The sequence below is a fragment of the Type-D symbiont of Plautia stali genome (assembly GCF_001485335.1).
Lineage (GTDB): Bacteria > Pseudomonadota > Gammaproteobacteria > Enterobacterales > Enterobacteriaceae > Pantoea > Pantoea vagans_C.
This window is the reverse complement of the sequence record NZ_BBOC01000054.1, coordinates 15,231-38,380: the sequence shown is the minus strand read 5'-3', so window position 1 is coordinate 38,380 and position 23,150 is coordinate 15,231. Positions and strand designations below refer to the sequence as shown.

Here is a 23,150-nt window from a genome sequence, read left to right as displayed (position 1 = left end):
ATCGGCACCGGTCCGTTAAGGCAGACGAGTGAAGTGAAGGCACCGCGTCAGCGGCGCGAGGACCGCCAGCCCCGGTGCGGCACCAGCCTGCGTTATCGTCAGCCGCTTAACCGACAAGCATTACGCAATGAATGGCGACCCTACCGTGGGTGGTGTGCTTTCGTAGAGTGCGCATTGATGCGCACCAGGACCTGTTAACCAATGGTGCGGTACGCGGTGGTGACTTTCCACAAGTAACGCGGGGCCTGCGCTGCCGGATGTTTATCCTGCACGTGCTGATAAAACTCATCTGGCGTCATGGCGTTGATCATGGCAATAGCCCGGTCACGGTTACGTGAGAAGGTGCGCAGCAGTGCCCCCGCCCCGTTAGCATAAGAGACAATGGTGGCATAACGCAGCGTCAGTGGATTGCGAATTCCTGCCAACTCGGAGTCCTGCAACAGCTTCAGGTAAGCCGCACCAATATCAATATTCTTCGCCGGATCGCGCAGCTCAGAAGAGGTTGGCTGACCATGACGCCCTTGAGTGCGATAGACCGCTCGGCCCGCAGTCGACGCCTTAATCTGCATCAAGCCAACGGCATTGGAACGGCTGGTCACAGTGGGATTCCCACCCGATTCGACACTAATAATGGCGCTGATTAACTTCTCATCAACGCCATAATGACTGGCGGCATCTTCGGTAAACATCGACCATGCATCATTCACTTTCGACGGCGGCGCCTGGGTTAACGGCGTATTTTTTTCGGGTACAACCGTTTTTTCCGGCTCGCTGGCACAGCCAGCCAGCAACAGCGCCGATAGCATAAGTAGGCGAATTTTCACTAATTTTTGGTTCCGCAATAAGATTGGCGCAAGCTATCATACCTGGCGCAGCGCAATGCAAAATTACCGTTTATCCTAATTAAGTAAAAAACCTTGTGCTGTCGTGACATCAGTAACGGATTTCGCCATCATCGGCAGGCCACTTTATATCAGGATGAACGCTATGCTCGCCTCTCGCTCCATTCGTCTGATCGCCCCTTCCGGCTATTGCCATAATCAGGATGCTGCGCAACGCGCCGTAAGTCGTTTAACGGCCGAAGGCCACCAACTGGAAAACCTCTCCGCAATTACGCGCCGTTTCCAGCGATTTGCCGGCGAGGATGAACAGCGTCTGAATGATATGAATCAGTTGGCCGTGTTAGAGACTTTGCCTGATATCGTTCTTGCCGTGCGCGGCGGCTATGGCGCGTCACGGTTACTTGACCAGATTGACTACGTTGGCCTGCAACGTCATTTACTCAACCAACCGATCGCACTCTGCGGTCACAGTGATTTCACTGCCATCCAGCTCGCCCTACTGGCGCAAACTGGATTGATCACCTTCAGTGGACCGATGCTGGCGGGAAATTTCGGCGCAGAGACATTATCTGAATTTACCCTGTCGCACTTTTGGCAAACGCTGACATCACCTACAGTCAATATAGGCTGGCGCAGCCTCAGTCCTGATGTGGGCCGCTGGCAAGGCACTCTCTGGGGTGGCAATCTGGCGATGATCTGTTCGCTGATCGGTACACCATGGATGCCGCAGATTGAAGGCGGGATTTTGGTGATTGAAGATGTCAACGAACACCCTTTCCGTATCGAACGCATGCTGATTCAGCTGCAACAAAGCGGTATTTTGGCGCGTCAGCAGGCAGTTATTACCGGCAGTTTTACCAGTACTGCCCTGTCGGCCTATGACAACGGCTTCGACTTTGCCACCGTGTGGCAGCGCATCCGCGACCAGTATCAAATCCCGGTGATCAGCGATTTGGCATTTGGTCACGATGCCGATACCGTCACGCTGCCACTGGGTGCCAGCGCCACCTTACAGCTTGAAAATGGCGAAGCCCAACTCGCCTTCACCGGCCACCCGACATTGCGCTAACGTCTTGCCGCAGGAGACCGACATTGAAGCCACTGTACGAAGATTTGTGGATCTCCACGCCGGAATTTCCCGCAGAAGAAACCGCAAGCGATGTGATGATGCATGGCTTCATGCTGCGCCACCCGCGCGGTAACTTGCTGATTGGTCGGGTTGAACACCCGCTGGATCATGAATTTCTCAATGATGCCGGTGGCGTGATTCGCCATTACCTCACGCACTCGCATGAAGCCGCCCCCGGCGCGGTGGCGATTCAGCAGCGCTTTAACAGCGCGCTCTATTGCCACAGCCGTTCGCTGGGTGCCGTCAGCCTGATCATCGAACCTGATGAGACCTTTACGCAACAGGAAGCCCACTTTGGTGATTTTCATCTGCTGCCCACGCCGGGCCATACACCTGGCAGCAGCAGTTTTCTCTATCACTCGCCACTCGGACAAACCTACCTGTTTGTGGGTGATACCCTGACCTGCGATTACAACCGTTGGATCAGCGTGCTGGTACCGGAAAGTAATCCCATGGAGCTGCAACAGTCACTGGAGCTTTACCGCGCGCTGCGACCTGATGTGGTGCTAATGAGTACCACGCGCGGTCATCTCTCCTGGGCAAAGGTGGACTTGCCCGGCTGGCTGGCGGCGATTGATGAGGCGGAGCAGTCGCCGCTGGATCTGCGCCAGCAGCAACTGATTTGATATAACGCTGAGGCGACCGTTAAGAGTTAGGCCGTTGGCTGTCGTCGTAGCGTTCCAGTGAAAGGATCTCCGTATCGCGTTTTTCCGTGCGATTACACGGCAGCAGCTTATCGCTATTGGCGTAGACAAAGAACGTATCGCCATTGTCCTTGTTCACAAGCAGCTGATCGCCGTTACGAAAACGCGTAATGGCCACCTTGTCCCCACCTTTTATACTGGTGCGCTGTTGTCCAGCGGCTATCTGGAAGTGACGCGTCGGCCACATCAGGGTGCTTAAGCCGTATTCCGCACGGGAAACAGTCATGGTCGCGCGTCCAGGACAGGTGATTTGAAATTCGGTATCGCTCCAGGCTGGCATGATATGGCACGCCGCTAAGCCAACGGCAATCGCTATCGCCTTCATGGGATTCTCCACTGCGGTTAGATGATGATTTTGTTGGGATTTTGTGGAGAGGAGCGTAACACAGAATGGCGCAGAGTGACGTTTAATGGCCCGCCAGATGCGGGCCAGTCAGGATTGAATCAGGAAAAAACGTTAGTTCACCGAATTCATATCCTTGATTTGATTACGGTTTATTTGCTGTTGCTTACCATCAATATCTTTGTAAGTAATCATGCCGGTATCTTCATCTACCACCGGTTTGCCTTGCGCCACGATGGTTTGCCCGTCAGTGGTATGGATTACATGGTCAGATGCACAACCCGCCAGCATTAGGCCGAGGCTAAAAGTACCAATCAATAACAGTGTCTTTTTCATCTCATCCTCCTTTTGGATTCACTCTCAGGTTTAGCACAACCCACAGGAAAGTGAACCAGGAGAAAGACTAATGCGAATTTGCACAATCGCTGCGCGTCAGCCGATATCGACTGACGCGCAGCTATATTGCATGGATTTTCCACCGCAAACGGGTGGGAAGAAAGGTTTGTCTTGGGGATTACTCTGCCGCAACCTGCGCAGCGACCAGCATTAATGCCAGACCCGCTGCTTCTGAGTCGAAACGTTGCATCACTTCTTGCAGGGCCGCTACGCAGTTCATTACCTGCTTTTTCTTGTCGGCTTCTAGTTTGTCGATCGCGTGTTGAAGAATCATTAAACTGGCTTCTTCTTCTCTCATAGATTTGCCCTTGTTTTGCTTACCTGATGCGCAACGCTGGCAAGAATAACGTTTATCTGCTACCAAAGTCACCCCTTTACATTCTTACCGCTTAACGATTAAGCAAATGACAAATGGGAAGCGGCGCCAGACCTGCTATGATCAGCGTATCAGTGCGCATTTATGGGCCACTGCAAACCAGGGAACGAACCAGGACAGGATCATGTTGCGAATCACGGCGTTACTTACCCTCTTATTTTTACTGGCTGGCTGTAGTTCAACGCCGAAAGGTGTCGACTGCCCCGGCGAAGTGTCGACCATTTATGGGCAGTCGATGGGCCATACGGAAGCGCGTATTTTCGATTTGGTTAGCGCCTTCACGGTGACGCGGGATGGTGTGGCCGTTAAAAGCGGTACCCTGCACTCCAGCGATCGATTCCAGTATGTGCCGTCTGCCATCACCTCCGAGGGATTCACCGCCCAACGACTGTCCGATAAGCAGTTCAGGCTAATTAATCCTTATCAGAACACCATGATTACCTGGACGTGTCCTTAAACGTGCTTAGCAGTGCGAGATGGTTTATTGTCAGGCTTCCTCACGCTGCGGACCTGCATCATGGAAAAGAGTCTGGATAATAACGGCTATATCGAGTTTCCCTTCCCCGCCACCACTAACGCCGATGGTTCGGTGAATCCGTGTGGTTTTGACCTTACGGTAGAAACCGAACGGATTGATGAGATCGCAGCGGGAGAACATTCCGAAAATTTGCGTCGCTTACTGGAAGAGGTCAATTTGCAGGATGGCGTGTTTATGACGCTGGCCTGTGACTGGCAACAGCGCGAGGACGGTGTTTGCGGTTTTATTGACATTGCCTTCCGCCCTGCACTGTCCAGCGGCAGCAGTGAAGAGACGCAAAGTCTCGACCAAGCTTTTGAACTCTATCTCGGACGCCAGGAGAAGCAACACAATATGCAGAGTGGCACTTTGGTGAACTATGCCCGCGCCGTGCTTGATTGGGGCTGGTCGCCACTGCATCAGCGCCATATGCGCTATGAGAAAGTCACGGTTCGCTATTACTGCCAGCAGGCTGAAGACGCTGAATGGTGTTTTGACCATCTGCGCCATTTTTTAGTGACCTGGTACCCCGCCTATCGCGGCAAATCTTAATATCGTGATGACGTTAAGGTTTCACCAGACGAATCGCATGTTCCAGCATACGTTGCTCATCACGTTCATCATGGGCGCGATGATGGCGGGTGCGCTGCAATAAATCCGTGATCTCTGCTCGCTTGGTTTCATGGCCGCATTCGGAAAGAACAATGACGGCATCACCAATGACCCGGCACACTTCATCGTAATCATCTTCACTCAGTACATCGCGTTTCATCGTTCCCCCTGGACCCATTTGGCTGGCGTGATAGCCATCGCAGGTTATCCTTCAAGCCTGGACAGAATTCCCACATCCTGCAAACCGCTGTTACAACCTGGTCTGAGTCTCAGTTGCTGCACTGAGATTCTGTGACTACGCTGAAACGTAACATTCACAACCATCAGGGAGTCATTATGACTGGAAAAGCGGAAGCAAAATTGAATGAAGCAGCGGGTGCAGTAGAAGAGAAAATCGGTGAGGTCACCGGTTCGCGTAAACATCAAGCCCGTGGCGCAGCACGTCGTTACCCTGCGCAGGCCAGCTACGCAGTGCAAGATGCCGCAGATTGTGTGGTGAAGTCGGTACGTGAAAATCCCGCCACCGGTCTCGCTGTAGCGGCCAGTATTGGCATCATTGTCGGTTTTCTGTTGGGAAGAAAATAAACTGAATTCGGGGGCCATCATGGCCCCGTCATGAATGAGAGTGCCCTACGTCGTCCTGCCGTTCCTTTATATGCTCGTCTGGCGTTTCAGCCACATCAGCCGTGTTGTTTTCCACATCCAGATGACGACCATGGTGAAAGGTGATGTTCACAGGGATATTCGGTAATTGTGCACAGCTGCCGAATGAAACCAGCAGAAAAAACCACGCCACGATAAATTTGCTACCCATCTCTTCAACCGCCCGCTCTGATTTCGTCGGCTAAGATTGCCTGAGCGAGTGCAAATTAGCGTCAATATCACGCAAAGCTGTGTGGGCAGATGTGAGCAATCAGGCTTGGGTACGCCGTGCTTTGTAGCGCGCCACCATGGTCATGAGTGCCTGATAAATCAGCCCCGCATACAAGCTCTTCACCACCACCATGCTGATTGCTTCCCCTTGTGCTTGCCATGACATAAACCACATGAATACACCCCACAGCAGCGAAAACAGCAACCAGCCTTTTACAAACTTGATGACACCCTGCATACCACCTCCAGAATCTGAAGCGCTGAAGATAACGGTTTCACCGTCAAAAGGCACGGTTGATAAAGCCTGAGTGTTAACTGTTTCAAAGTTTTACTGAATGTGTTGCTGAGCCTCTCCACTTTCCGTGAAACAAACTCGCACAGAGAGACTTTGCGGTATTCAACTCCCTTTACGAGATGGCTAGTGTGGCCATCACCACGCTCGATGACGTGCCAATCAGATTGCAAAGGTGTGTATCGTGTGTATAATCCCCATTCAAGGACAGCCATGAAAAGCGCAGAGTTGATAAAGCTGTTGAAGCGCAACGGATGGATTCTGGAGAGAATTAAGGGTAGCCATCATCAATTCTCACATCCTGATTTCGTCCACCTTATTACGGTGCCGCATCCGCAAAAGGACCTTAAGAAAGGCACCCTGCTGCAGATACTGAAAGACGCCAACCTAAATGATCGGCACTAATTGCCCCATCACCCAGCAGGAGAGATTATGCTATTTCCCGCCTTTGTAGAAATCGATGCTGATGGCTCCGCAAGCGGTTTTTTCCCCGATGTAACCGGGTGCTATTTTGCAGGTGACACCCCGGAGCAGACGCTGCACGATGCACACAGCGCATTACACACGCACTTCGAATTAATGGCAGAAAAAGGTCTGTTGATCCCAGAGCCCTCGAACCAGTGGATGAACAACCTTCCTCAGCCGGGAATATGGATATATGTGGAGATTGATATCACGCGCTATCTCGGTAAATCCGAGCGCATCAATATCACCATGCCTCATCTGTTAATCGAGAAGATTGATCGTGTTGTGGGTCATGATGCGCGTTATAGCAGCCGCAGCCACTTTCTGGCGGAAGCAGCACGCAAAGCGCTGTCGCATTCGTGAGCTGAAACCCAGAATGCGCACGCGTCGCTTATAGTCCCTAGAAGGAATATGTTTGAATTCCCGCCAACGTTGTCAGGCCTGTGGTTGAAATGAATTATTTAAGTGATATCCAGAAGTTTATTGAAGGCAATTCCCTGTTATCTACCCCGTTTAGCCTGCTGCTGTTAGTGATTGCCGGTCTGGTAACCCATCTAATCTGTAAATTCTTACTGGTGAAAGTGGTGCGCAAGGTGTTTTTCAGCGCACACAAAAATCAAGTACCGTTAGATAAGGATGTGCGTCTTTCTGAGAAACTGTCCAACTTTATCCCGGTGATCACGGTTTATTATCTGCTGCAGTTTATGCCGGATTTGCCCGAACATTTGCAGATTGCGATAAAAACCATCTGCGGCATCCTGTTCTTTATTTATCTCTCGCTGTTCTTTACCGAAGTACTGGAGATCGTTAATAACTCCTACTCCCGCAAATCAAAACGTAAAACCACTCCATCAAGGGCTACATTCAGGTCGGTAAGATTCTGGTGCACATTATCTCGGCGATCATGATTCTGGCGATCATGTCGAATAAATCGCCGGTGATCATTATCTCCAGTCTGGGTGCAGTAGCAGCGGTCTTAATGTTGGTGTTTCAACATACTTTACTTTCGCTGGTGGCAAATATTCAGGTGTCATCCAATGATGTTCTGCAATTGGGTGACTGGATTGAAATGCCCGATAACGGCCTCAGCGGTGAAGTGATCGACATTGCGCTGCACACCATCACCATTCGTAACTGGGATAACACGCTTTCGCGTATACCGACGAAAAACTTCCTGACCGAAACCTACACCAACTGGCAAGCGATGTTCGCCTCAGGGGCACGCCGAATCATGCGCAGTTTTCATCTTGACCAGACCTCAATTCGCTTTGTCGATCAAGAGATGGTGCAACAGATGAGTCAGGTGCGTGGCGTGAACGAACAGCTGTCGGCGTTAATGGATGGACGTGACAGCAGCGTGGTGGGTGATCGCTGGTTTGCGGAAAATGGCATGACCAACCTAACGGTATTTCGCAAATATCTGACTGCCTGGCTGGCACAGCGTGATGACATCAAGAAAGACATGTACCTGGTGGTGCGCACGATGAAGCCCTCACCTGAAGGGTTGCCCGTCGAAGTGTACTGTTTCACCTCATCGGTGCTGTGGGTCGATTATGAGAACTCACAATCAGCGATCTTTGAATATATTTACGCCATCCTGCCACAGTTCTCACTGCGAACGTATCAGCATCCGACTGGCCATGATTTTTGGCGGCTGTCGCAGCCGCGGGAAAAATCATCACTTTCGCATGACAGTGACGGCCACTAATCAGACTTAGCAGGCGCTTCCGCGTCTGCTACTTCTCGACCAGCCCAGTCAGATAGTTTTTTCCCTACCTCAATTCTGGTAAGATTTATCCCAATTAACACCCTGATTGTTATCTTCATTTCACTGTTGCTTATATTCGGCGATAGCTTTGCCACCGATGAGCAATCAAAAATAATCGATTTATTGTCAGGATTTAACTGACCGTCAATGATGCTAAAACTTTTTGCGCGATACTCTTCGATTGGAGTGATCAATACGCTCATACATTGGGCACTGTTCGGCCTGCTATATGCCTTGGGCTCGCCGCAGTCGCTGGCAAATTTCCTCGCTTTTTGCGTTGCCGTTACCTTCTCTTTCTTTGCCAATGCCCGCTGGACCTTCAATACCCAGGCTACCCATTTAAGATATCTGCTTTATGTCGTTTTTATGGGAGCACTCGCTTTGGGAGTGGGTCGGGCTGCCGACCGGTTCGCCATCAACCCGCTGGTTACGCTTATTTTCTTCTCTCTGCTAAGTTTGCTGGCCGGTTTTTTCTACTCACGCTTCATCGTTTTCAGGATTAAAAAGTGAAAATTTCTCTGGTGGTCCCTGTTTTCAATGAAGAGGACGCGATACCTATTTTTTACCGCGCCGTTAAAGAAAAACTCAGCCAGTATGAGATTGAGATAATTTTTATCAATGATGGCAGCAAAGATGCTACCGAACGCATTATCAACGCGTTATCAGATGCTGACTCAGCCGTTAACGCGATCAGTTTTGTGAGAAACTTTGGCAAAGAGGCAGCATTGCTGGCTGGGCTTGAACATGCTAACGGCGATGCGGTGATCCCGATTGACGTCGATTTGCAGGATCCGATTGAAATCATCCCAGACATGATCGCCAAATGGCAGGAAGGCTGGTCGGTAGTGCTGGCAAAGCGCAGTGACCGAAGTAGCGACACTAATTTCAAGCGTAAAACAGCGGAATGGTTTTATCGTCTTCACAATAAGATTAGCCATCCCAAAATTGAAGAGAACGTGGGTGATTTCAGACTCCTGTCGCGCGAAACCGTTGAGAACATAAAACAGTTACAGGAAAGAAACCTTTTTATGAAAGGTCTTCTCAGCTGGGTGGAAGGTGAAACAGCGATTGTTGAATATGCGCGTTCAGAACGCATCAGCGGCACAACAAAATTCAATGGCTGGAAATTATGGAACCTCGCACTTGAGGGACTGACCAGTTTCTCAACGTTTCCGCTGCGGATGTGGACTTACATCGGCTTTACCGTCGCTGCACTGTCATTCATTTATGGCATATGGATGGTTATCGATAAATTGGTGTGGGGAAATCCCGTTGCAGGCTACCCTTCCTTGCTGGTTTCCATCCTCTTCCTTGGGGGTGTGCAGTTGATCGGTATCGGTGTACTTGGCGAATATATCGGCAGAATTTACATTGAGAGTAAACAAAGACCACGTTACTTAATTAAGAGTATTAAAGGGAATAAAAAATGCTAAATGCGCCACGCTCGCAAAAAATAGCCTGGATAGCCATCACGCTATTTACGCTAGCAGTCTCATGGTTCTTAACTTTTCGTTATTTCCCGTATGAGCCTGATGTAGCAAACAGCCCGATTGTATGGCGTGCCTTCCTCAATGAGGGGTTTTCCATCTTCCGTGACTGGCTCCCGACCCCAGACAACTGGTACTTTACCGTTTATCCGGTGAATTTTATCTTCTTTACCTTGCTGTCGGATGATGGTCGATTTGCTCTCACCTTATCCACGGTGTTCTTTGTTTTCCTTACTCCATTACTGATTGCGGCGGTCAATAACGGGGCAAATCGCAAAAACACCTTTATATTAGCGCCCATCTTGATTGTGTGCTTACCCGCATATTGCTACGTCAGCGGTTTTATCGCGCATCCCTTTTCACATTATTCCACCCAATTTTTTGGCGTACTGGTTTTCACCCTTTGCTTCTTCAACTTGCAAAAACGTTCTACTGGCATGGTGCTGCTGTATAGCTTGATATCGATACTGTCTGCCGTTTCAGATCCCTGGTTTGCTGCCACCTTCTTCTTGCCGCTGTTACTGGTTCATTTTTATTTCTCATGGAATAAAACCATCAGTAAAAAGGCCACGGCAATCTTCCTGATCGCATTTATCTTCACCATGATTCATGCAGTACCGCGCTGGTTACATATCCCTGTGCAACGTTTTACCCTTGTGTCCGTGGATCAGTGGTTCATTAATGCAGAGTGGGTAGTGCATATCCTGGGTCGTGGATTGAATCTGTTCTTTATCGATAACAGTATTGCCTATGCCGTGTCGCTGATACTTTGGGTGGCTCTCTTTCTTCATGCGATGGTAATTTGCTGGAATAAAGGTGAAAAGGCACGTTTTATTGCCCTCTTTGCTTTCCTCAGTATCGCGGCCATCATAACCTCGTTTATCATCGGTTATGATATGCCTTATGAGGGCAGTGCACGCTTCTTTGTCAATGCATTTTGTTTCGTCATGATGCTGGTTGCTCTTCGGTTATCTTTTAAGGGGAATATGTTTATTGGCTGCATCTTAGCCTTATTCTTAGCCTCTTCAGGCTACTCCTGGTATAAAAATACTGGCCCCTTCGCGGACAATGAAGCACAAACCAGAGCGTATATCGCGTTCCTGCAGCAACACGATCTGACTTTTGGCTACGGCGATTTCTGGAAGCTGTCCAATAACGTTAACTGGCTTTCAGATAACAAAATTCATATCACCCCCGTTCTGTGGGAGGACAATTATCAGATCATGTTCTCCAGCTCACGCGGGCAAACACTGCGCTCATGGTTACAGCCAGCGTTTATTGCGCAATCACCTGAAAGACAGTTTGTATCCATTCCCGCTATTGCAACGTCAGATGCAAACAGTGAAGCTAACCGACGTTTATCAGCTATTCGTCAGCAGCTTGGTGAGCCCGATGAAGTACAAACTTTCGCCGGGATGACTTTCTTTATTTATAACCACAGAATTACGTTTAATTAATTCGAAGTAACGAAAAAAAACGGGAGCCTATTGGCTCCCGTTATGCATTCTGCCTGAAGGCAAATTACATATTAGCGATGATCGCGTCACCAAACTCTGAACATTTCAGCAGTTTAGCGCCATCCATCAGACGCTCGAAGTCATAGGTCACGGTCTTAGCGGCGATTGCGCCTTCCATGCCTTTAACAATCAGGTCTGCGGCTTCGAACCACTCCAGGTGACGCAGCATCATTTCAGCTGACAGGATAACTGAACCTGGGTTCACTTTATCCTGACCGGCGTACTTAGGTGCAGTACCGTGGGTGGCTTCGAACAGAGCGCACTCGTCACCGATGTTTGCGCCAGGTGCGATACCGATACCGCCAACCTGTGCCGCCAGGGCATCAGAAATATAGTCACCGTTCAGGTTCATACAAGCGATAACGTCGTATTCTGCTGGACGCAACAGGATCTGCTGCAGGAAGGCATCTGCGATCACGTCTTTAACGATGATCTCTTTGCCGGTGTTCGGATTCTTGAACTTCATCCATGGGCCGCCATCGATCAACTCGCCGCCGAACTCTTCTTTCACCAACTGGTAGCCCCAGTCTTTGAAAGAACCTTCGGTGAACTTCATGATGTTGCCTTTGTGGACCAGGGTCAGAGAATCACGATCGTTGGTGATGGTGTACTCAACTGCTGCGCGGACCAGACGTTTGGTGCCCTCTTCAGAGCACGGCTTCACGCCGATACCACACTGCTCAGGGAAGCGAATTTTCTTCACGCCCATCTCTTCGCGCAGGAACTTGATCACTTTATCCGCTTCTGGCGTGCCCGCTTTCCACTCGATACCTGCATAGATATCTTCAGAGTTTTCGCGGAAGATCACCATATCGGTATCTTCTGGACGCTTAACTGGGCTTGGTGTACCCGTGTAGTAGCGAACCGGACGCAGACACACGTACAGATCCAGCTCCTGACGCAGCGCAACGTTCAGAGAACGAATACCGCCACCGACTGGGGTCGTCAGCGGGCCTTTGATGGCAACGCGATATTCTTTGATTAAATCGAGGGTTTCTTGCGGCAGCCAGACATCCTGACCGTAAAGTTCTACTGATTTCTCACCAGTATAAATTTCCATCCAGGAAATTTTACGCTCGCCGTTGTAGGCTTTCTTCACAGCGGCATCAACCACTTTCAGCATGACAGGGGAAACATCAACGCCGATGCCATCACCTTCGATATAAGGAATGACTGGGTTATTCGGAACGTTCAGTTTGCCCTGATCCAGGGTGATTTTTTGACCTTCCGCCGGAACAACTACTTTGCTTTCCATCAACCTCTCCTTCGAGCGATTTTTTGTTAATGATTTGTAAGATGCGGGTCAATACTACTTGAATATTTACGCTACGCCAATCACCGTCGTTTCGCGCTATAATGCGCCGATTGTTTCCGACTGCAAAGACCATGCGAAAAACTTCTCAACGAATTCACCAGGATAAACGTCCAGACACCGCCGCACGCAAGCCCGTGCGCCGAGACGCGCGTCCAAAAGGGCCGCGCCGCGTCATACTCTTTAACAAACCTTTCGATGTCTTACCGCAGTTCAGCGATGAGGCGGGCCGCCGCACGCTGAAGGATTTCATTCCCGTTAGTGACGTCTATGCCGCAGGCCGACTCGATCGTGACAGCGAAGGGTTACTGGTCCTGACCAACGACGGCGCGCTGCAGGCGCAGTTGACACAACCGGGCAAACGCACCGGAAAAATCTATTACGTTCAGGTGGAAGGTGTACCGCAGGAATCAGATTTATCCCCATTACGCAGCGGCGTGACATTGAATGATGGCCCCACGCTGCCCGCTGGCGTGGAGTTGGTGGATGAGCCAGCGTGGTTATGGTCGCGCCAACCGCCGATCCGCGAGCGCAAAGCAATTCCAACCTGTTGGTTAAAAATCACTTTATATGAAGGCCGTAACCGCCAGGTGCGTCGGATGACCGCACATATTGGCTTTCCGACCCTGCGCCTGATTCGCTATGCGATGGGTGGATACAGTTTGGGCGACTTAGCCTGCGGCGCGTGGTGCGAAGTCGAGTCGTCAGTCTAAACTGAATTTTTTAATAACTTTTAGTTAACAAATTCGGAGGAAGGATGTTTAAACCTCATGTAACCGTGGCCTGTATTGTGCAGGCACAAGGTGAGTTACTGGTGGTTGAGGAGCGCGTCCACGGCCGCATCACCTGGAACCAGCCCGCTGGACACCTGGAAGCAGACGAAACCATTATCGAAGCCGCCCAGCGCGAACTGTTTGAAGAAACCGGCATAGACGCGAAACCGGAGTATTTCCTCGGCGTCCAGCAGTGGATCGCCCCGGACGATACACCTTTTGTGCGTTTCCTCTTTGGCCTTGATCTGCCCGAAAAATGCGAGACCTCCCCACACGATCGTGACATCGATTGCTGCTGGTGGCTGCCGCCAGAGCAGATTCTCACAGCTAATCGTCTGCGTTCACCGCTGGTCGCCGAGAGCGTAAGATTGTGGCAACAAGGTGAGCGTTATCCGCTGCAACTGGTCGCGCCGTTCCAGTGGCCTTTTCACGAGGGTGCGCGCCCGGCTTCTGCATGATAGAATGCGCCGCCTGTTTTTATCGTAATCATAGAGTGTGTCATGTCTGACAACAGCCAGAAAAAAGTGATCGTCGGGATGTCCGGCGGCGTCGATTCTTCCGTATCCGCCTGGTTACTGCAACAGCAGGGCTATCAGGTTGAAGGCCTGTTCATGAAGAACTGGGAGGAGGACGACGGTGAGGAGTATTGCACCGCCGCAGATGATCTGGCTGACGCACAAGCCGTGTGTGACAAACTCGGCATCAAACTGCACAAAATCAACTTCGCGGCTGAGTACTGGGATAACGTCTTCGAGCACTTCCTTGAAGAGTACAAAGCGGGTCGTACACCGAACCCTGATATTCTGTGCAACAAAGAGATCAAATTTAAAGCCTTTCTGGAGTTTGCCGCAGACGATCTCGGGGCCGATTTCATCGCCACCGGCCACTACGTGCGCCGCGCCGATGTCGACGGCACCAGCCAGTTACTGCGAGGCCTCGACGGCAATAAAGATCAGAGCTACTTCCTTTACACCCTGAGCCACCAGCAGATCGCGCAAAGCCTGTTCCCGGTTGGTGAGCTGGAGAAGCCAGAAGTTCGCCGTATCGCAGAAGAACTGGATTTAATCACCGCGAAGAAAAAAGACTCCACCGGTATCTGTTTCATTGGTGAGCGAAAATTCCGCGACTTCCTTGGCCGTTATTTGCCCGCGCAGCCAGGTGAAATCGAAACCGTTGACGGTGAAATTGTCGGTGAGCACCAGGGCCTGATGTATCACACCTTGGGTCAGCGCAAAGGTTTGGGCATCGGTGGCCGTAAAGAGAGCAATGATGACCCTTGGTATGTCGTGGATAAAGACGTGGCGCGCAACCGACTGGTGGTCGCCCAAGGCGGCGATCATCCGCGTCTGATGTCTGTTGGCTTGATTGCGCAGCAACTGCACTGGGTTGATCGCCAGCCCATCACCGCACCGCTGCGTTGCACGGTGAAAACCCGCTATCGCCAGACCGATATTCCTTGCCAGATTATTCCGCTGGCAGAAGACCGTATCGAAGTGCGTTTTGACGAGCCGGTTGCGGCCGTCACGCCAGGCCAATCGGCCGTATTTTATCTGGGTGATGTTTGCCTCGGCGGCGGCATCATTGAACAGCGCCTGCCACTGGCAGAAGCCTAAGGTCGGCGCTGCCGACGCGATGACAGGAGTTAAGCGTGGCTAAGAACTATTATGAGATTACGCTCGCGTTAGCGGGTGTTTGCCAGGCCGCCCATTTGGTGCAGCAGTTAGCGCATCAAGGAAACTGCAACACTGCCGCGCTGAATGTGTCACTGCGCAGTTTGTTGGATCTTAATCCCGGTTCGACGCTTGCCGTCTTCGGTAACGATGAAGCCAATCTGCATTTGGGATTAGAAACACTGATGGCGGTGCTGAATAGCGGCAGTCGTCAGGGTGCGGGCGCTGAACTGACGCGTTACACCCTGAGCATGATGGTGCTGGAGCGCAAGCTGGAGAGTAACAAGTCGGCGCTGAACACGCTGGCACAGCGTATTAGTCAACTCGATCGCCAGTTGGCGCATTATGAACTGGAGTCAGACACCATCACCAGCGCGATGGCAGGCATTTATGTCGATGTGATCAGTCCATTAGGCCCGCGTATCCAGGTGACAGGTTCGCCACAGGTTTTACAGAATTCGCAAGTGCAGAGCAAAGTCCGCGCCACGCTGCTGGCCGGTATTCGCGCTGCCGTGTTGTGGCAGCAGGTTGGCGGTGGCCGCCTGCAGCTGATGTTCTCACGCCAGCGTTTGCTGCGTGAAGCCAAAACCATTTTATCCCGGCTGGGCCCGGCGTATTAAGCGCCGCCCTGCCCTTAATTGTTAACGATTCAGGAGTTGCACTGATGGAATTATCCTCTCTGACCGCCGTCTCACCTGTCGATGGTCGTTACGGCGATAAAGTCAGCCCACTGCGCGCCATTTTCAGCGAATACGGTTTGCTGAAATTCCGCGTTGAGGTTGAAGTTCGCTGGTTACAGAAACTGGCCGCGACCGCAGAGATCAAGGAAGTTCCTGCATTTGATGCTGACGCAAACGCTTTCCTTGATGCGATTGTCGCTAATTTCAGCGAAGAAGATGCTGCGCGCATTAAAACCATTGAACGTACCACCAACCACGACGTGAAAGCGGTTGAGTATTTCCTGAAAGAGAAAGTGGCCGATGTTGCTGCGCTGCACGCGGTTTCCGAGTTCATCCACTTCGCTTGTACTTCCGAAGACATCAATAACCTGTCGCATGCGCTGATGCTGGAAACGGCACGCCGCGATGTTATCGTGCCGTTCTGGAACAAAATCATCGATGCGGTGAAAGGTCTGGCGCACGAGTACCGTGATATTCCGCTGCTGTCTCGCACGCACGGTCAGCCAGCCACCCCGTCAACCATGGGTAAAGAGATGGCTAACGTCGCTTACCGCATGGAGCGCCAGCTGCGCCAGTTAGGTAAGATCGAAGTGCTGGGTAAAATCAACGGCGCGGTCGGTAACTATAACGCCCACATCGCCGCTTATCCGGAAGTGGACTGGCACCAGCTGAGCGAGCAGTTCGTGACCTCTCTGGGTATCACCTGGAACCCGTACACCACGCAGATCGAGCCACACGATTACATCGCTGAATTGTTCGATTGCATCGCACGTTTCAACACCATTCTGATCGACTTCGACCGTGATATCTGGGGTTACGTTGCGCTGAACCACTTCAAGCAAAAAACCATTGCCGGTGAAATCGGTTCTTCTACCATGCCACACAAAGTGAACCCGATTGACTTCGAGAACTCTGAAGGCAACCTCGGTCTGGCCAACGCGATGATGCAACACTTGGCCAGCAAACTGCCGGTTTCCCGCTGGCAGCGTGACCTCACCGACTCCACCGTGCTGCGTAACCTCGGTGTCGGCGTGGGCTATTCACTGATCGCCTATCAGGCCACCCTGAAAGGTATCTCTAAACTGGAAGTGAACCGCGATCGTCTGTTAGATGAACTGGATCATAACTGGGAAGTACTGGCAGAGCCGATTCAGACCGTGATGCGTCGCTACGGAATTGAGAAGCCTTACGAGAAGTTGAAAGAGCTGACGCGTGGCAAGCGCGTGGATGCCGCCGGTATGCAGGCGTTTATCGACAGTCTTGAGATGCCGGAAGAGGAAAAAGCGCGTCTGAAGCAGATGACACCAGCCAATTACCTCGGCCGTGCTATCCAGATGGTTGATGATCTGAAGTAATCCTCTGCGGGCGGTCATCTGGCCGCCCCTGCTGTGACAATCTTGCCCTACTGCAGACGCATGACGGGCAAGCGTTGTTATGCTGTTTAATTCGCTTCGCATATACTCTTGCCATCATCACTGAGTTTGAAGGTAAGGAAATACTATGCGTGTTCTGGTTGTGGAAGATAATGCACTGCTGCGCCATCACCTCGCTGTGCAGTTACGTGAGATGGGCCACCAGGTGGATGCCGCCGAAGATGCGAAAGAAGCCGACTATTTCCTTCAGGAACACATTCCCGACATTGCACTTGTCGATTTAGGTCTGCCCGATGAAGATGGCATGTCATTAATTCGCCGCTGGCGCGGTGATGCCATCCGTCAGCCGATTCTGGTATTAACCGCGCGTGAAGGCTGGCAGGCCAAAGTCGAAGCGCTGGAAGCCGGTGCCGATGACTATGTCACCAAGCCTTTCCATATTGAAGAAGTCGCGGCTCGCCTGCAGGCATTGATGCGTCGTAACAGCGGGCACGCCTCGCAGATCATCTCCATGCCGCCGTTCCAGGTTGACCTGTCTCGCCGTGAAGTCACGGTAAATGATGAGCCCGTCAAACTGACCGCTTTTGAATACACCATCGTGGAAACGCTGATCCGCAATGCCGGAAAAGTGGTCAGCAAAGACTCGCTGATGCTGCAACTCTATCCCGATGCCGAACTGCGTGAAAGTCACACCATTGATGTCTTGATGGGGCGTCTGCGCAAAAAAATTCTCGCGCTCCATCCGACCGAAGTGATTAACACCGTGCGCGGCCAGGGCTATCGATTTGATCTCTGATTTATGAATTGGTTACGCCGTCAACGCCCCTTCTCTTTACGTGCTCGCTTTTTGCTGGCAACAGCCGCCATCGTCCTGTTTCTGTCGCTTTCCTACGGCATGGTGGCGGTGGTCGGTTATGTGGTGAGCTTTGATAAAAACACTTATCGCGTGATGCGTGGTGAGAGCAACCTGTTCTTTACCCTCGCACAATGGCAGAACAATAAGCTCACCATTGCGCAACCCGAACGCATGACACTGAACTTCCCGACGCTGGTGTTTATCTACGATGAGCACGGTAAATTGCTGTGGCAACAACGCGACGTGCCCGACATCCGTAACAATATCCGTCGTGAATGGCTGCTGAAGCCCGATTTCTATGAAATCGACACCACCAATCGCACCAGTCTGGCGGCCATCGGTAACAACTCCGAGGTGAAAGAGCGGCTTCAGCAGTTGGATAGTGATAACAACGACACCTTCACCCACTCTGTTGCGGTGAACCGCTACGATGCCACCACTAATCTGCCAGCGTTGACCATTGTCGTCGTGGATTCGATCCCACAAGAACTTCAGCACTCTGACGTGGTGTGGTCATGGTTTAGCTATGTGCTGGCGGCCAACCTGCTGTTGGTTATTCCACTGTTGTGGCTGGCTGCGCACTGGAGTTTGCGTCCTATCGGTCATCTGACAACGCAAGTCCGTGAACTCGAAACCGGGCATCGTGAAAATCTTGATGATAATCCACCGCAGGAGTTACGCAGCCTTGTGCGTAACCTCAACCTGCTACTGACCAATGAGCGTCAGCGCTACACGCGCTATCGCACCACGCTGTCGGATTTAACCCACAGCCTGAAAACGCCACTGGCGGTGCTGCAAAGTACGCTACGCTCACTGCGCAGCGGAAAAGAGCTGACTGTGGAGCAGGCAGAACCGGTGATGCTGGAGCAAATCAGCCGTATTTCGCAGCAAATCGGTTACTACCTGCATCGCGCCAGCATGCAGGCTGACCACAACCCACTGCAACGCGATCTGCACTCAGTTTCGGCCTTGCTCGATAGCCTGTGCTCTGCCTTGAACAAGGTTTATCAGCGCAAAGGGGTCGACATCACGCTGGATATCTCGCCAGAGCTGACCTTTATCGGCGATCAGAATGATTTTATGGAAGTGCTCGGCAACGTGTTGGATAACGCCTGCAAATACTGCCTCGAATTTATTGAGGTTAGCGCACGGCAAACTGATAAAGCCCTGCATCTGTTTATCGATGATGATGGTCCCGGCATTCCTGAGAGCAAACGCGACCTGATCTTTTTACGTGGTCAGCGCGCTGATACCTTACGCCCCGGACAGGGCTTGGGCCTGGCGGTGGTGCGAGACATCCTCGAACAGTACGCTGGCCAGGTGATCGCTACCACCAGCCCACTGGGCGGTGCGCGCATGGAAGTGATTTTCCAGCGTCAGGAAGTTGAACATCACCGCGAGTAGAAAGGGCTGCGGGCTGTTATACTTGGCAGCATTCATGGCCCTAACCGGAACACTCGTATGGACTATCAGCTCGACATCAACTGGCCCGACTTTATTCAGCGCTACTGGCAAAAACGCCCAGTGGTGCTTAAACGTGGTTTTAAAAACTTTATTGATCCTATTTCTCCTGATGAGCTTGCTGGTCTGGCAATGGAAAACGAGGTGGATAGCCGCCTTGTCAGCCATCACAACGGTAAATGGCAGGTCAGCCACGGTCCGTTCGAAAGCTATGATCATTTAGGCGAAAGTAACTGGTCTTTGCTGGTTCAGGCCGTCAACCACTGGCATGAACCCTCTGCTGCGCTGATGCGCCCATTCCGTTTTCTGCCTGACTGGCGCATCGACGATCTGATGATCTCCTTCGCCGTTCCAGGCGGTGGCGTGGGTCCCCACTTCGATCAGTATGATGTGTTTATCATTCAGGGCACCGGTCGTCGTCGCTGGCGTGTGGGCGAGAAAGTGCCGATGAAACAGCACTGTCCGCATCCCGATTTGCTGCAGGTTGAGCCTTTCGACGCCATCATCGACGAAGAGATGGAACCCGGCGATATTCTTTATATTCCGCCAGGATTCCCGCATGAAGGGTATTCGCTGGAAAATGCCATCAACTACTCGGTTGGCTTCCGCGCGCCCAACGGCCGTGAATTGATCAGTGGTTTTGCCGACTTTATGTTGGCGCATGAGTTAGGCAGCTATCGCTTCAGCGATCCGGATGTGCCCTCACGTGATTGCCCGTCGCAGATCCTGCCTTCCGAAGTAGAGGGCATTCGCCAGGTGATGCTGGATGTGATCAATCAGCCGGAACAGTTTGAACAGTGGTTTGGTGAGTTCATTTCCCAGTCACGCCACGAGCTGGATATCGCGCCACCTGAACCGCCGTACCAACCTGACGAGATTTATGATGCGTTGCAGCAAGGCGATGCGCTGACGCGTCTCGGTGGGCTGCGCGTGCTGACCCTCGGCGATGGCGTGTTTGTGAATGGCGAACGCGTGGCATGCAGCCATCCTGAAGTGCTGGCTGCACTGGCGCATAATCAGGTGCTGACGCTGGAAGATTTTGGCGATGCGCTGGATGATCCTTCTCTGCTGGCGCAGCTTGCCGCGCTTGTGAATAGCGGGTATTGGTTTTTTGGTGAGTAATAGATAGCTTGCCATGGCACTGATTGTAGCGGCGCGATTCATCGTGCATTTTGGCAACGGCACTGCTGTTGAATGCGCAATAAATTGCGCCGCTACAGAACGTGCTGAGGAAAGACCAAGTGCGCATAAATGCGCACACTACGTAAACCCCGCACGTTCGTCGTAGGGTTGCCATTTATGGCGACCACAAAGCGTTTAAGTGACCCGTGTTGCGCCATCCATGGCGTCCGCCAAGGGCTTAAAGGACAAGCGTTACTGCGGTGCAGGCCTATTTACTACTCTTTCTTTTCTGCTGCCAGCGCCGACAAGCGCACAATCACGTCTACTGCTTGCGACATCACATTCAATGATGCGAACTCGTGTTTACCGTGATAGTTATATCCGCCAGTGAACAGATTCGGGCACGGCAGTCCTTTCCATGACAGTGCTGAACCATCGGTTCCTCCGCGAATCGGCTTCACCACCGGCTCGATGCCGCAATCACGAATCGCCTGCAGTGCCAGCTCAATAATTTGCGGATGCGGTTCCACCTTCTCGCGCATGTTGCGATAGCTGTCGCTGATTTCCACTTTCACGCCGCACTCATTCGGCAAACCTTTGCTGATACGCTGCCCGATCTCTTCCATCATTTTTTTGCGCTGCTCATAGCTGTCGGCGTCAAAATCACGGATCAGATACATCAACTCAGCGTGTTCCACCGTTCCCTTAATGGTGTGCAGGTGGAAAAAGCCTTCGTAGCCATCGGTGAACTGCGGTTTTTCCTTGGCAGGCAATTCCGCATGGAAACGCATCGCCAGGTCCAGAGAGTTGACCATCACGTTTTTCGCGCTGCCGGGATGCACATTGTTGCCGGTGATTTTCACCATCACGGTGGCGGCATTGAAGTTTTCAAACTCAAATTCACCGAGGTCACTGCCATCCACGGTGTAGGCCCAATCGGCGGCAAAACCTTCCACATCAAAATGCGAGGTTCCGCGTCCAATTTCTTCATCGGGGGTGAACGCCACGCGGATCGCGCCGTGGGGAATATCCCCTTTCGTCAGACGCGCCATGGCCGTCATGATTTCAGCGATGCCGGCTTTGTCATCCGCCCCAAGCAATGTCTTGCCATCGGTGGTAATCAGCGTATGACCAATCAGCTTATGCAGGATGGGGAACATCACCGGTGATAAAATCTCATCGCCATTGCCCAGCGCAATGTCACCACCACGGTAATTTTCGATAATCTGCGGATTGACGTTTTTAGCGGTAAAGTCCGGTGAGGTATCCATATGCGAGATAAAACCAATCACCGGGGTCGGCCAGTCAACGTTGGCGGGCAACGTACCCATCACGCAACAATGATCGCTCAGGGAGACATCGACGAATCCCAGTGCAATCAGCTCTTCTTGTAACTGGCGCGCCAGCGTCCACTGCCCTTCACTGCTGGGTACCTGTCGCGCCTGCGGTTTTGACTGAGTTTCTACTGCCACATAACTGAGAAAACGCTCAAGTAATTGATCCATTTGTCATCCCTCTAAAGAACCTGCGTTATTATCATGGCGCTTTAAGCCCGCCATGTTGCGTCAAATCATTATCCCTTAGGTTAGCGTTCTCAGCGCGAATTGCTTAACCGGATACAGCCTACTTATAAAGTCCGCGTAAAAAGGTATGCACAAACTCCGGCACCACTTCGCTGGCCAAGCCGTAGTGGCTTTCCGCGAACTCATTGCCGACCTGGCTCGGTTCCAGATTGAGTTCAACGGTGTGAGCACCTTGCAGTTTTGCTTCATGCACAAAACCGGCCGCCGGATAGACATGGCCAGAGGTGCCAATCGCGATAAACAGATTCGCTTTCTCAATTGCCTGATAAATCTCTTCCATGCCCAACGGCATTTCACCAAACCACACCACATGTGGGCGCAGCCTCGCCGGAAACTGGCAGCAGGTGCAGCGATCGTCTGGCGTGACATCTTCAGTCCAGTCCAACACCTGACCGCTGCTCTCACAGCGCACTTTTAGTAGCTCGCCATGCATATGCAGCACGCGTTGGCTGCCCGCACGCTCGTGCAGGTTGTCGATGTTTTGCGTCACCAGCAGGAAGTTATCACCTAGCACCTGCTCCATCTCTGCCAGCGCTTTATGAGCGGCATTCGGCTGGATCTCTGGCTGCTGCAATTGACGACGGCGCGAATTGTAAAACCCTTGCACCAATGCGGGGTCGCGATGAAACCCTTCCGGTGTCGCCACATCTTCCACCCGATGATCTTCCCAGAGTCCGTCAGCGGCACGGAATGTGCGAATCCCGGATTCGGCGGAGATGCCCGCTCCCGTCAGCACCACCACGCGCGGTTGCGGATGCGCAGCCAGTTCAGCTTTGCGATCGCGTTCAAAGATGCGCTGGCGAAAGCGCTGATGCACTTTGCGGCGGTTTTTCTTGTCGCGGGCGAGTCGTAGGCGTCGGCGCGGTATGCGCATAAAGGCTCCTTAATCTGCGGCGGTTAACGCTGCACGTCGGGTGTTTTGTTCGGGTTAATGGTTCCCGATAATAGCGGCTACGCATGACGGCTGCATGCCACTGATGCTGAAAATGTGCGCAGCCG

General features: G+C 52.0%; 28 protein-coding genes and 1 pseudogene. 19 read left to right on the top strand and 10 right to left on the bottom strand.

The genetic code is table 11. The annotated features are described in order from the left end of the window. Positions 1–194: 194 nt before the first annotated feature. Positions 195–824, bottom strand: coding sequence for a membrane-bound lytic murein transglycosylase EmtA (gene emtA, locus PSSD_RS17015; protein ID WP_072214989.1), 630 nt, complete (start codon positions 822–824; stop codon positions 195–197). Positions 825–987: 163 nt separating this feature from the next. Between emtA and ldcA the strand changes: the two genes are divergently transcribed. Further along, complete coding sequence (gene ldcA / locus PSSD_RS17010; protein ID WP_039330609.1) at positions 988–1,911, top strand: muramoyltetrapeptide carboxypeptidase; 924 nt, start codon at positions 988–990, stop codon at positions 1,909–1,911. 23 nt (positions 1,912–1,934) lie between these two features. Further along, a complete protein-coding gene (locus PSSD_RS17005) occupies positions 1,935–2,597 on the top strand; it encodes an MBL fold metallo-hydrolase (protein ID WP_039330611.1) in 663 nt (220 codons plus the stop codon). Positions 2,598–2,616: 19 nt separating this feature from the next. On the opposite strand, the gene PSSD_RS17000 is transcribed toward PSSD_RS17005, so the two are convergent. The 3 genes from PSSD_RS17000 to PSSD_RS16990 all read right to left on the bottom strand — a co-directional run bounded on the left by PSSD_RS17000 (position 2,617) and on the right by PSSD_RS16990 (position 3,712). Further along, the gene (locus PSSD_RS17000; RefSeq protein ID WP_039330612.1) at positions 2,617–3,000 is read right to left on the bottom strand and encodes a hypothetical protein; all 384 of its coding nucleotides are present in this window, start codon (positions 2,998–3,000) and stop codon (positions 2,617–2,619) included. Between the two features lie 132 nt (positions 3,001–3,132). Next, positions 3,133–3,354 carry a YgdI/YgdR family lipoprotein gene (locus PSSD_RS16995; protein ID WP_039330613.1) on the bottom strand — a complete coding sequence of 74 codons (222 nt, stop codon included), beginning with the start codon at positions 3,352–3,354 and terminating at the stop codon, positions 3,133–3,135. 178 nt (positions 3,355–3,532) lie between these two features. After that, positions 3,533–3,712, bottom strand: coding sequence for a hypothetical protein (locus PSSD_RS16990; protein WP_039330614.1), 180 nt, complete (start codon positions 3,710–3,712; stop codon positions 3,533–3,535). Positions 3,713–3,914: 202 nt separating this feature from the next. Here PSSD_RS16990 and PSSD_RS16985 point away from each other — a divergent pair, with 202 nt between their 5' ends. Together PSSD_RS16985 and PSSD_RS16980 are read left to right on the top strand one after the other, a co-directional pair. Next, positions 3,915–4,247, top strand: a complete 333-nt coding sequence (locus tag PSSD_RS16985) for a hypothetical protein (RefSeq protein ID WP_058973030.1) — start codon at positions 3,915–3,917, stop codon at positions 4,245–4,247. A gap of 60 nt (positions 4,248–4,307) precedes the next feature. Then, a complete protein-coding gene (locus tag PSSD_RS16980) occupies positions 4,308–4,859 on the top strand; it encodes a hypothetical protein (RefSeq protein WP_039330617.1) in 552 nt (183 codons plus the stop codon). 13 nt (positions 4,860–4,872) lie between these two features. Here PSSD_RS16980 and PSSD_RS16975 read toward each other — a convergent pair whose 3' ends face one another. After that, positions 4,873–5,079 carry a DUF2767 family protein gene (locus PSSD_RS16975; protein WP_034822002.1) on the bottom strand — a complete coding sequence of 69 codons (207 nt, stop codon included), beginning with the start codon at positions 5,077–5,079 and terminating at the stop codon, positions 4,873–4,875. Positions 5,080–5,255: 176 nt separating this feature from the next. Between PSSD_RS16975 and PSSD_RS16970 the strand changes: the two genes are divergently transcribed. Continuing rightward, positions 5,256–5,504 carry a DUF883 family protein gene (locus tag PSSD_RS16970; RefSeq protein WP_039330626.1) on the top strand — a complete coding sequence of 83 codons (249 nt, stop codon included), beginning with the start codon at positions 5,256–5,258 and terminating at the stop codon, positions 5,502–5,504. 28 nt (positions 5,505–5,532) lie between these two features. On the opposite strand, the gene PSSD_RS16965 is transcribed toward PSSD_RS16970, so the two are convergent. Next, positions 5,533–5,733: a hypothetical protein gene (locus tag PSSD_RS16965; RefSeq protein ID WP_039330628.1), complete on the bottom strand. Its 201-nt coding sequence runs from the start codon at positions 5,731–5,733 to the stop codon at positions 5,533–5,535. A 99-nt stretch (positions 5,734–5,832) separates the two neighbouring features. After that, on the bottom strand, positions 5,833–6,030 hold the full coding sequence (locus tag PSSD_RS16960) for a DUF6404 family protein (RefSeq protein WP_058973029.1): 198 nt from the start codon (positions 6,028–6,030) through the stop codon (positions 5,833–5,835). A 267-nt stretch (positions 6,031–6,297) separates the two neighbouring features. Here PSSD_RS16960 and PSSD_RS16955 point away from each other — a divergent pair, with 267 nt between their 5' ends. From PSSD_RS16955 to PSSD_RS16930, 6 genes and pseudogenes are all read left to right on the top strand, one after another. After that, the gene (locus tag PSSD_RS16955) at positions 6,298–6,489 is read left to right on the top strand and encodes a type II toxin-antitoxin system HicA family toxin (RefSeq protein WP_058973028.1); all 192 of its coding nucleotides are present in this window, start codon (positions 6,298–6,300) and stop codon (positions 6,487–6,489) included. A 27-nt stretch (positions 6,490–6,516) separates the two neighbouring features. Then, the gene (locus PSSD_RS16950) at positions 6,517–6,912 is read left to right on the top strand and encodes a type II toxin-antitoxin system HicB family antitoxin (protein ID WP_039330634.1); all 396 of its coding nucleotides are present in this window, start codon (positions 6,517–6,519) and stop codon (positions 6,910–6,912) included. A gap of 89 nt (positions 6,913–7,001) precedes the next feature. Then, positions 7,002–8,257, top strand: a pseudogene (locus PSSD_RS16945) (mechanosensitive ion channel family protein). Between the two features lie 210 nt (positions 8,258–8,467). Further along, a complete protein-coding gene (locus tag PSSD_RS16940; RefSeq protein WP_058973031.1) occupies positions 8,468–8,827 on the top strand; it encodes a GtrA family protein in 360 nt (119 codons plus the stop codon). After that, positions 8,824–9,750 carry a glycosyltransferase family 2 protein gene (locus PSSD_RS16935; protein WP_058973027.1) on the top strand — a complete coding sequence of 309 codons (927 nt, stop codon included), beginning with the start codon at positions 8,824–8,826 and terminating at the stop codon, positions 9,748–9,750. The genes PSSD_RS16940 and PSSD_RS16935 overlap by 4 nt, the downstream gene beginning before the upstream one ends. Further along, on the top strand, positions 9,744–11,261 hold the full coding sequence (locus tag PSSD_RS16930; RefSeq protein ID WP_058973026.1) for a hypothetical protein: 1,518 nt from the start codon (positions 9,744–9,746) through the stop codon (positions 11,259–11,261). Before PSSD_RS16935 ends, PSSD_RS16930 begins: the two co-directional genes overlap by 7 nt. A gap of 64 nt (positions 11,262–11,325) precedes the next feature. Here the strand turns inward: PSSD_RS16930 and icd are convergent, their stop codons facing one another. Then, the gene (gene icd / locus PSSD_RS16925) at positions 11,326–12,576 is read right to left on the bottom strand and encodes an NADP-dependent isocitrate dehydrogenase (protein WP_039330638.1); all 1,251 of its coding nucleotides are present in this window, start codon (positions 12,574–12,576) and stop codon (positions 11,326–11,328) included. Positions 12,577–12,677: 101 nt separating this feature from the next. On the opposite strand from icd, the gene rluE reads away from it, so the two are divergent. The 8 genes from rluE (at position 12,678) to PSSD_RS16885 (ending at position 20,568) form a co-directional block, all read left to right on the top strand. Continuing rightward, a complete protein-coding gene (gene rluE / locus PSSD_RS16920; protein WP_072214987.1) occupies positions 12,678–13,346 on the top strand; it encodes a 23S rRNA pseudouridine(2457) synthase RluE in 669 nt (222 codons plus the stop codon). Positions 13,347–13,390: 44 nt separating this feature from the next. After that, complete coding sequence (locus PSSD_RS16915) at positions 13,391–13,864, top strand: NUDIX domain-containing protein (RefSeq protein ID WP_039330642.1); 474 nt, start codon at positions 13,391–13,393, stop codon at positions 13,862–13,864. 42 nt (positions 13,865–13,906) lie between these two features. Beyond that, the gene (mnmA, locus tag PSSD_RS16910; protein ID WP_058973024.1) at positions 13,907–15,019 is read left to right on the top strand and encodes a tRNA 2-thiouridine(34) synthase MnmA; all 1,113 of its coding nucleotides are present in this window, start codon (positions 13,907–13,909) and stop codon (positions 15,017–15,019) included. A gap of 35 nt (positions 15,020–15,054) precedes the next feature. Continuing rightward, positions 15,055–15,696 carry a high frequency lysogenization protein HflD gene (gene hflD, locus PSSD_RS16905; protein ID WP_058973023.1) on the top strand — a complete coding sequence of 214 codons (642 nt, stop codon included), beginning with the start codon at positions 15,055–15,057 and terminating at the stop codon, positions 15,694–15,696. A gap of 44 nt (positions 15,697–15,740) precedes the next feature. Further along, positions 15,741–17,111 (top strand): adenylosuccinate lyase, encoded by a 1,371-nt coding sequence (gene purB, locus PSSD_RS16900; protein ID WP_039330648.1) that lies wholly within the window; start codon positions 15,741–15,743, stop codon positions 17,109–17,111. A gap of 145 nt (positions 17,112–17,256) precedes the next feature. After that, on the top strand, positions 17,257–17,925 hold the full coding sequence (gene phoP, locus PSSD_RS16895; RefSeq protein WP_039330649.1) for a two-component system response regulator PhoP: 669 nt from the start codon (positions 17,257–17,259) through the stop codon (positions 17,923–17,925). Between the two features lie 3 nt (positions 17,926–17,928). Then, on the top strand, positions 17,929–19,389 hold the full coding sequence (phoQ, locus tag PSSD_RS16890; RefSeq protein ID WP_039330651.1) for a two-component system sensor histidine kinase PhoQ: 1,461 nt from the start codon (positions 17,929–17,931) through the stop codon (positions 19,387–19,389). 57 nt (positions 19,390–19,446) lie between these two features. Then, on the top strand, positions 19,447–20,568 hold the full coding sequence (locus PSSD_RS16885) for a ribosomal protein uL16 3-hydroxylase (RefSeq protein ID WP_039330653.1): 1,122 nt from the start codon (positions 19,447–19,449) through the stop codon (positions 20,566–20,568). A gap of 275 nt (positions 20,569–20,843) precedes the next feature. On the opposite strand, the gene pepT is transcribed toward PSSD_RS16885, so the two are convergent. Together pepT and cobB are read right to left on the bottom strand one after the other, a co-directional pair. Continuing rightward, complete coding sequence (gene pepT, locus PSSD_RS16880) at positions 20,844–22,073, bottom strand: peptidase T (RefSeq protein ID WP_058973022.1); 1,230 nt, start codon at positions 22,071–22,073, stop codon at positions 20,844–20,846. A 118-nt stretch (positions 22,074–22,191) separates the two neighbouring features. Continuing rightward, a complete protein-coding gene (cobB, locus tag PSSD_RS16875) occupies positions 22,192–23,025 on the bottom strand; it encodes a Sir2 family NAD+-dependent deacetylase (protein ID WP_058973021.1) in 834 nt (277 codons plus the stop codon). Positions 23,026–23,150: the final 125 nt, after the last annotated feature.